This is a genomic window from Halomonas colorata, from assembly GCF_014897985.1.
GTDB lineage: Bacteria > Pseudomonadota > Gammaproteobacteria > Pseudomonadales > Halomonadaceae > Vreelandella > Vreelandella colorata.
The window spans coordinates 1-8,315 of the sequence record NZ_JABUZA010000073.1 but is presented as its reverse complement, the minus strand read 5'-3'; the positions used below and the strand labels follow the sequence as shown (position 1 = coordinate 8,315).

12 protein-coding genes are annotated in these 8,315 nt (G+C 56.3%); 8 read left to right on the top strand and 4 right to left on the bottom strand.

The window, feature by feature from the left end; genetic code table 11:
- Positions 1-62: IS1 family transposase (locus INT33_RS21620; RefSeq protein WP_071528444.1), on the top strand; the 62-nt coding region annotated here is incomplete at its 5' end.
- 10 nt (positions 63-72) lie between these two features.
- Here INT33_RS21620 and INT33_RS20425 read toward each other — a convergent pair.
- From INT33_RS20425 to INT33_RS20415, 3 genes are all read right to left on the bottom strand, one after another.
- Positions 73-234, bottom strand: coding sequence for a PIN domain-containing protein (locus tag INT33_RS20425; RefSeq protein WP_226940289.1), 162 nt, complete (start codon positions 232-234; stop codon positions 73-75).
- Between the two features lie 144 nt (positions 235-378).
- On the bottom strand, positions 379-2,331 hold the full coding sequence (gene traI / locus INT33_RS20420) for a TraI/MobA(P) family conjugative relaxase (RefSeq protein WP_193092897.1): 1,953 nt from the start codon (positions 2,329-2,331) through the stop codon (positions 379-381).
- Entirely contained in the window at positions 2,328-2,708 is a 381-nt protein-coding gene (locus INT33_RS20415) for a plasmid mobilization protein (RefSeq protein ID WP_000896705.1), read from the bottom strand. The genes traI and INT33_RS20415 overlap by 4 nt, the downstream gene beginning before the upstream one ends.
- Positions 2,709-3,193: 485 nt before the next feature.
- Here INT33_RS20415 and INT33_RS20410 point away from each other — a divergent pair, with 485 nt between their 5' ends.
- From INT33_RS20410 to INT33_RS20380, 7 genes are all read left to right on the top strand, one after another.
- Positions 3,194-3,403, top strand: a complete 210-nt coding sequence (locus INT33_RS20410) for a TraC family protein (protein ID WP_193092896.1) — start codon at positions 3,194-3,196, stop codon at positions 3,401-3,403.
- Positions 3,404-3,405: 2 nt separating this feature from the next.
- On the top strand, positions 3,406-3,630 hold the full coding sequence (locus tag INT33_RS20405) for a hypothetical protein (RefSeq protein WP_001565720.1): 225 nt from the start codon (positions 3,406-3,408) through the stop codon (positions 3,628-3,630).
- A gap of 268 nt (positions 3,631-3,898) precedes the next feature.
- Positions 3,899-4,690: a P-type conjugative transfer protein TrbJ gene (gene trbJ / locus INT33_RS20400; RefSeq protein ID WP_193092895.1), complete on the top strand. Its 792-nt coding sequence runs from the start codon at positions 3,899-3,901 to the stop codon at positions 4,688-4,690.
- A 2-nt stretch (positions 4,691-4,692) separates the two neighbouring features.
- Positions 4,693-4,875 carry a hypothetical protein gene (locus INT33_RS20395; RefSeq protein ID WP_001565722.1) on the top strand — a complete coding sequence of 61 codons (183 nt, stop codon included), beginning with the start codon at positions 4,693-4,695 and terminating at the stop codon, positions 4,873-4,875.
- 41 nt (positions 4,876-4,916) lie between these two features.
- Complete coding sequence (gene trbL / locus INT33_RS20390; RefSeq protein ID WP_193092894.1) at positions 4,917-6,416, top strand: P-type conjugative transfer protein TrbL; 1,500 nt, start codon at positions 4,917-4,919, stop codon at positions 6,414-6,416.
- Complete coding sequence (locus INT33_RS20385; RefSeq protein WP_001565726.1) at positions 6,413-6,586, top strand: hypothetical protein; 174 nt, start codon at positions 6,413-6,415, stop codon at positions 6,584-6,586. Before trbL ends, INT33_RS20385 begins: the two co-directional genes overlap by 4 nt.
- Positions 6,583-6,891 carry a hypothetical protein gene (locus INT33_RS20380; protein ID WP_001297325.1) on the top strand — a complete coding sequence of 103 codons (309 nt, stop codon included), beginning with the start codon at positions 6,583-6,585 and terminating at the stop codon, positions 6,889-6,891. Before INT33_RS20385 ends, INT33_RS20380 begins: the two co-directional genes overlap by 4 nt.
- A 741-nt stretch (positions 6,892-7,632) precedes the next feature.
- Here INT33_RS20380 and repC read toward each other — a convergent pair.
- A complete protein-coding gene (gene repC / locus INT33_RS21675) occupies positions 7,633-7,830 on the bottom strand; it encodes a replication protein C, IncQ-type (RefSeq protein WP_198427863.1) in 198 nt (65 codons plus the stop codon).
- Positions 7,831-8,315: the final 485 nt, after the last annotated feature.

Here is an 8,315-nt window from a genome sequence, read left to right as displayed (position 1 = left end):
AATCGGTGGAGCTGCATGACAAAGTCATCGGGCATTATCTGAACATAAAACACTATCAATAAGTTGGAGTCATTACCCAATCACCCTATCTTTATTTCGTTCGTACTCGGCACGTATCAGATCGGGCAGTAGTATTTTGATACTCCCATCCTGCACCAGATGTTCTATGGCAGTAAGCATCGGCAATTCAGCTTTTTGAGACGAAATATCAAGCCAAACACATGTATCGAGCATTATTAGATGCATTAAAGCTCCTACTAATTATTCTTTCCAAGATTCAACCCATACACTTTATGGGATAATGCCTCGTCAGCATAGAACAGTGCCAATAACGCAGGACAACCTACTTTCTGACGAGTCATTGAACGATGTTTTCAGCTATATCAGTCCATTAGAGCGGTCCTTCGGTTGCATCTGCCTACGCTGTGGGGCCACGCCTGGCATATCGCTCGCCTCTCCCTTTTTGGTGTCCTTCGGAGCGTATACCTCGGTCTGAAAGGCCTTCTCCATTTCCTTATGCTCGGCCGTCTCGCGGCGCATACGCTCCATCGCCGGATCGGTGAACGTGACCTTAAGGCCGTGCATACCGGCGAGCTGGGCGACTTCAAGCCGGAACTCGTCTGTGCCTTCCACGATGAGGGCTTGGCCCTCGAACCGCTTGGACGCCAGTTCGAGCGCAACCAGTGCCGCGCCGGTCGTGGCTTTCTGCGCCTGAACGTGCGTCTTCCGGTCGATCACCATGCCGCCGTCGATGGTACTGTACGCCATCGTCCCGTCTTTCCGGGCCTTGGGCTTGAGCTTGTCGAGAACAACAGCCTTGGCCTTGTCGGCCCGGTCGGCGGTCAGTAGCTCCCCGTTCCAGCGGCGTGTCCGTTCCTCGCGGTCGCGCAGCACGGCCAGCGCCTCGGCGTTGCCGCGCTCGGCCTGCTGCGTCAGCCAGTCGGCCCAAGTGGGCATCGTCGTCTGTTTGAACAGCGCCTGACGGCGAGCGTCTGCGCTCTGCCGGTTCTTTTGGCGCGAGGCGTCGGCCTGCTGTTTGATAGTGCCGTACATCAGGCGTTTGGTCGGCCCCTTGCCCGCGACCTTCAAAAGCATTCGCTCTGTCTGGCTCCACTGCTTAACCTGCGCATTGAAAGCTGCACTCTCGCGCTTGATCTGGTCGAGGCCCTGACGGCGGGCCAGAATGGCCGCCTGTCGCTCGCGCTGGTACTGATTGAACAGGCCCGCTGTCGTCGGGTTATCCGGCCGCCGGGGTCGTGGCTCGTACCGCTTGCGGTTCGCCTTCGCCTCGGCCTGCCGTTCGGAAGGCTGGAACGGGCCAAGACGGTCAGTTAGGGCCTTCATGGAAAGGTCGCGGCCGACGTTGCTGGCCTTCGCCCAAATGCCTGAATCTGGCTCGCCGATGACAAGGCCAGCGCCGCGCTGGCGAACCTCTAGGCCGTGTTCGGCCGCTGCGCCGTGCAGCTCCTGCCAGCTCGTCGCCTGTCGCATCGCCGGGGCCAGCTCGCAGGCCGCGTACCCGGTCAGCGTCTCGATGCCGGACTGCGCCTCCACGCTGGCCACCTTCGCGCCGATGCGGACTGGCTCCGCTTTATCTGCTGACTGTCTCTGTAGACGGGTATCGGACAGCTTGCGCAACCCGTTCAGGGTTTTGGCTTCAGGAGGCTTCGATATGCTGAGGTCGTAAGCGTTTCTAAGGTGTTCACGGAATAGGCTGTCGCGCTGCTCTGGGGCTTTCGCTGGCAACAGCTCAATGTCGCGGTTCTGATGCCGCTGCTTTGCCTCCAGACCATGAAACGTTGTTTGCAAGCCGTGCTCTACCTCAAGACGCTCACAGGCCTCCATCAGGCGGAACTGATCGTAATAGGGTTCAATGTTCTGTAACCCGGTCGGGTGAACCTTGTTGATGGCCACATGCACATGCAGGTTATCGGTGTCGATATGAACCGCTGATACACGCTGGTGCTCATCGAGGCCGATGGCAGCGCATAGTTCGTCTTCGATGGCGTGCAGCGTCTCAAGGTCTGGCTGCTCGCCGGGCGGGAAGGAATAGACAAAGTGGTAGGTCTTTTCCGCCTTCGACCTGGTGTTAGCCGCTTGCGTGGCTTGGATCAAGATTGCGGCATCTGCCGGATCATCCGTGCCGCAGTTGGTAACGCGGTAGCTGGCGACCTTCTCGCCCTCGGTCGTGCCATTGGCGGAATCCAGAATGTAATCGGCCGTGCGCTCCCAGCTCGTCGGGTCAATGCCGCCCTTGGCCGCCACCATATACTTGATTAACCGGGCTGGGCTTGAGGCCTTGCGTTCACGGTTGATGCGATGTGCGATCATTTGGAAATCCTCCCCATGAGCGCCCGCATGTCCTCTTGGATTGCGCGGAAATCCATCATCATCGCTTCTACGTCAATCGGTCGCGCGCCCTGACCGCGTTTCTCAGCGAGCCACAATTTCAGCAATCCGGCCACCCGGCCGAGGTCGCCATTCACCTTTGCCAACTGGCGGACAGCTTCCAAATCGGCCCGTGAACCTATAGGCAGATTCAGCCCAACAGCGCGAAGGAAAGCGGCATTCGACAACCCCGCCTGATCGGCCCTTTCGGCTAACTCTTTTTTCTCATCAATGCTGACCCAAACCTCAATTCGCTCCCGCCGTGGACGTGTCCCACGCGAATGCGGCTTGATAGCCTCAATCGCATTTTCACCGGCCATAAGCCTTTCCTCTTTGGTGTAAATGTCGCGGAGCGACTGACAGCCTCGCAGAGCAAGATGCCGTCGAACCGCAGGTGAGTAAGGGGCGGTGTTGGACTGGTGCGGGCTTGCCCGTACCGGTACAACACACATCTTGCCGTACTGCTTCATGCGATTCTATGCGACTGGAGCAGAATGGCCAGTAAAATATGGCGTAATCGCGTACATTCGCGCTAATTCGCATACATTCGCGTAGCATCGCATTAATCAATTCTTCTAATCGCATAGAATCGCATACATTCGCATAAAAACGCGTTTCCGACTGAGTTCATGAGCATCAGGGACGGACTGACACCAAACTGACACCAAAAGGAGGGGGCTTTGAGAGGCCATCAGCTAGGCCAGCCAAATCTAAGTCTTGTAAATTGCTCGACTCGGGTGAGAACATAGCCTCCGTTTACGCGCTTTTTTTCGAAACTCGATCATCAAGAAACAACGGAGTAATCATGGCACGAAAAACCCTCGCAGAGCGCCGTTCTGATGCCCTTTCAGAGCTTGAAATGGCGAAAGCCAGATTGGCAAAACTCGACAATGAGGCAGCAGAAAGAATCGGAAGAATTGCAATAAAGTCAGGATTGGTTAATCTTAAGCTTACGGACGATCAGGTCCGGGAAGAATTCGACAGAATCGTGGAAAGGATCAGCAAGGGGAATTGATCATGAAGACAGCTCACCGCATCAGCGCATTGGCCAATCAACTCAACGAACTGCAAGCCTGCCTCGGTCGAGCCAGTGGGCGGCCTAGCAACAGCGTTATGGAAGCCCAGCGCATAGCGGCCGAGCTGGCTTCTTCACTCGAAGATTGGCACCTTGAAACGCTACACATTCCTGAACCGGAGCGTGACCTCTATCGCGCACAGAATCCCTATTACGCTGCCCACTGACGCCGCGCACTGCCCTATCAAAAGCTCACTTCGGTGGGCTTTTTTTTGTCCGCAAAACGTATCAAAACGGACAACCAAGCTCGTTCCGCTCGTCATGAAAAACGCGTTCAAAATCATAGTTTTGAACACCAATCGCGGGAAGCTTGACGGACAGTTACGGACATAAACCGTTGAATTCTATGCGGATACGAGATTATCCGCATATTTAAAACTGCTCCATATCGGTCAATAATCAAATCTCGGACGATGACAAAACGAGGCATTCGGTATGGAACTAGAATCGCAAAAAATGTCGGCTCATGCCGCCCGAAAATTCGGTCGAGGCGCGGCGCTCGCTCTTGCAATGGCAAACGCAGGCCTTGGTGTAAGTCTCTACATGGCACCGGCTCCGGCCTATGCCATCTACTGCTCGAACTGCTCGACGTTCTATCAGCAGATGTACGAGTACGCCGAAGCGGTCAACACGCAACTGAACACGGCCCAGCAGTTGCAGACGCAGATCCAGCAGTACGACAACATGATTAAGCAGGGCATGTCACTGCCCAGCCGCATGTTCAACACCATCACTGGCGACCTTCAGCGCGTGGCCAGCGTCTACAACTCGGCGCAGTCGCTCGGCCGCAACATCAGCAATCTGGACGAACAGTTTCGCCAGCAGTTCAAGGGCTATGACAGCTATCTGAACTCGATTGGCCAAGGGCAAAACAACATGCCGCAGCGCTATCGGGACTGGGCACAATCCGGCTTCGATAACGCCCGCACGGCCATGCAGGCCGCTGGCGTAAATACGAGCACATTCGAGGATGAGAACGCGATGCTGGATCAGTTGGTGAGCCGTTCGCAGTCGGCCGTTGGCCGTCAGCAGGCCATTCAAGCCGGGAACGAGATTGCGGCGCAGAACGTGCAGCAGCTCCAGAAACTGCGCGATCTGGTGGCCACGCAAATCACCCTGCAAGGCAACTACATGGCCAAACAAACCGAACAGGAAGCCGTGAAGGACGCGGCCAGTGAAAGGTTCTGGGGAGGTACAGACACTCCCGGCCCATCCAAGGGGTTTTGATTATGACGATTTCTAAGATTCTTCTTTTGGTGTTGTGTCTCGGTTCTGCTGTGGGTGGGGCCGTAATGACTAGCGTCGTCATTTCTTCGGGCGAAGAATGTTCGGCTTCACAGAAGCAAAAAGCGGCGGCTACCAAAAAGTTCTGGGAAGGGAAAGACGAACCCGGCCCGTCGAAGGGGTTTTGATTATGAGTAGACCACTCTTTCTAAGTTGCGTCGGGATAGCCATGCTGTTGATGACCGGGAGTGCAATGGCCGCCGGTTTACAAAGTAATGTGGAGATGAACGGGCTGCTAACAGACATTCATAATGCGTCTGCTCAGTGGGGGCCAAAGTTGCAGGGCTATGCCAGAAACTTGCTGTTCCTGCTCGCTGGGATTCAGTTTGTTTGGACGTTCGGCAACCTGATTTGGCAAAGCGCCGATGTTGGCGAAATGTTCCGCGAGCTGATCAAGTTCGTCATGACGATAGGCTTTTTCCTTGCCTTGCTGACGTACTCCACAGAGTGGAGCACGGCTATCGTGAACAGCTTCCGCGAAGCGGGATCGCAAGCCTCCGGGTTTGCGCAGGAGTTGATGCCCGGTGACGTGTTCACCTTAGCTATCAAATTGGCACAAAAAGTCCTGTCGAACATTTCGTTGTTTGACCTCGAAACTGCGGTTGTGATTGCGCTATCCGGCGTCATCATTTTGCTGTGCTTCGCGTTCATCGCCGCGTTTATGTTCGTTACGCTTGTCGAGTCGTATGTGATTATCAATGCGGCCGTGCTGTTCATCGGTTTCGGCGGCTCACAATGGACACGGGAATTTGCAATAGCCCCGCTTCGCTATGCCGTTGCGGTAGGCGCTAAGCTGTTCGTCCTGACCTTGATTGTCGGCCTGATTATGTCCGTATCGGACAGGTGGTTCGCCAACTACGACGGCACTATTGGGCCAACATTGACACTATTGGGCCTGTCCTTGGTGTGCGCCTATCTGTCTCGGTCTATCCCGGAGCTGATTGCGGGCATGATCACCGGCTCATCATTTGGGGGAGGCAGTGCGATCGGCGGCATGGCAATGGCGGCCGCTGCGGCGGCTACTGGCTTGGCGGCAGGCACCATGATGGCGGGCGGCGCAAACGCGGCCGGTGGTGCTGCGGGTGCTTTGGGCGGCGGTTCTGGTGGTGGCGCTGGCAGTGGACTGGCCGACAGCATCAATGCCAGCATGGCCGGTGGCCAGCAGAACCCCGCAGCGTCCGCCATGCCGTCCATGAACAGTGCGGCGACCACAGGAACGGCAACGGGCGGTAGCGCAGCAGCTCAGTTAGCCGGTTCTCGCGTCGGTGGCTCGCAGGCGGGCAAATCGCCGTCAGGTAGCGGCATCAACAGCCAGAGCGACACTCCGCGCAGCAGTGGTCTGAGTGGGCCGCAGCAGGCGGCGCAAACACTGAAAAAAGCGGCCTCCGGCGCGAACAACTTGGCTAGTGTGGCCGCCCGCGGCCTCGGGACGCTCGCCGCTATCTCTGTGCCGGGTATGGAAGGCGCGGCGAGCATGGGCGGCGGCCCCCCACCGCAAATGCCTGACAGCGATGAGGGTGACGAAAAACGTCCAGCTAACAGCGGTGTATCCGCGGATGTTGCCGAAGAAACAAACGTTATTCGTCCCGCACAAGAACCGTCCGCCGCCCCGGCTCAGCCGAACGGCGTGGAGAAATCCAACAACCCGAAACAGGAAGGTGAGGCATGAACCCGTATAGCAAACCAATCCCCGGCACCCTTGCTCGCATGAAGGTGCCCGGCATGTCAGCGGAAGCGGTGGCTAAGGCTGACGCGCCAATAGCTGTTGGGAACCGCCAGAGCGATGAAACCCAATCAACTGCTGCCAAGGCGGCCAATGCACCGGAGACTGACCAATGATTGAATATCTGATTTTTTGCGTGGTGGCCTTCGCTGCCGCCTTCGGCATGTACTTGCTGCGCGAATACCTGCGCTCGCGGGGCTATGGGCCGCAACTCGATGCGTTTGCGCGGTGGCTGGAACCACGAGAGCAACGCATGAACCGTTATCGCTTTAAGGCTGCTAATGGCCTGTTTGGGGCGGCGCAGTCCATCAACCGCCTGCCCCTGTTCGGAAGCAAACATCAGGTGGTGATGATAGAGCAACTGCGCATGGCCATCATGTCCGAACAAGCACTAAGGGAGCGCCAGCAGCGCCGCAAATGATCTCGCCCGCCCTGCCAAGTGCAGGGCTTTTTTATGGGCACCAAAAGAAAGGCTCCGGCCGATCCGGCCCTACGTCTCGCAAATCGGCTGTAATGACAGCGTAAGCGCTTTTATGGTCCTCCCCGCCACCACAACTCTAGCCCCCTCTGAAAACGGCTCTCCGGGCCGCCTGCGAAGCCTGACACTCGTTTCAAAGTAGGGGCAGCCGCCCCTGTGAAGATAACCCCGATACACGGGGCACAGGGTCAGTGGGGGCAGCCGTCTATTACACACCGCAAAAACGGCGTGTATCGCGCTGTGAGAAGTTTTCACACATGATAGCCATAACCCCATTCCGACACTGAAAAAACGCCGCCACGACCTATACGGGAAGGATTCTGGAACGCTTTCGCAGGCCGTTAGAGGCCTTATGTGGGTTTTGGCCCTGCCCTTCCCTTTTTGGTGCCTGATGTCTTTTTGCCGGTTTCAACGGCTCGACCAGGTGCTGCGACCGGTGGGTAATCGACGGAACTAACCGCGTCGACGACGGCAGGCCCGCCCTACCTTTTTTTGGTGCCCAACGGCCGTAGGCCGACCAAGAGCAGCAAGCGATGAGCTGCGCCATCAAGGCGCGGCGCTTAGCGCGCATGCTGGAGATTCTTAGAGAATCTTGGATGGAATTTGCGAACGGCCCGCAAAGGCCCGCCGTTGCTGGGTTTTCAGAAACTGGCCGGGTGCCGTTAAGCAGGGGGTTGGGTACTGTTAAATAGGGGGTGAGGTGCCATTAAACAGGGGGAGCAGCGTTACGGTCGGATGCCTTGGGTCGCCCGTTTCCCATTTGCCCTTAGCGTACTCGTCCAGCCTCCAACCCACGGCAGCAAGCTCGGCCAGCGCCTTGGGGCGGAGCGAACGCCTTTCATGAGGGAGGGGAGCTGCCGCGAAGCGGTGGGAACCCCGCAGGGGCCACGCTTTTGGATCGTGGCGCGATTTCGCACCAATAGGAGTTCCGAACTAACGGATGGGGGCCATCGACTTATGCACAGGCAAAAGGGTTTTAAACAGTTTTATATATAGTTTTAAAAGATTTAGCGTAAAAAGAAGGAAATTTACTCTTTTAATTCAATGAATTACGCGCAATGCCGGTTCCTAATAGACGGATACCGGTTCCTAATAGACGGCGAAACGGTTCCTAATAGACGGTTTCAGGTTCCTAATAGACACTCTATCCACAGCGTGGCGGGTTGTTCCCACTTTGTCCGTAAACTGTCCGTCAATCAAAATGAAAAAAGCCCGCAACGGGGCACTGCTGTCCCATAAACATTAATAAATGAAAAAGCCTGGATCCAAGTGAGTAAAATGAGAGTGCGCCCAAACACTCTACTCATAAAGGATTCAGGCTTTGTCTCATCATAACACCGCATTTCATCAGTTGCTCCAGCCGTTAT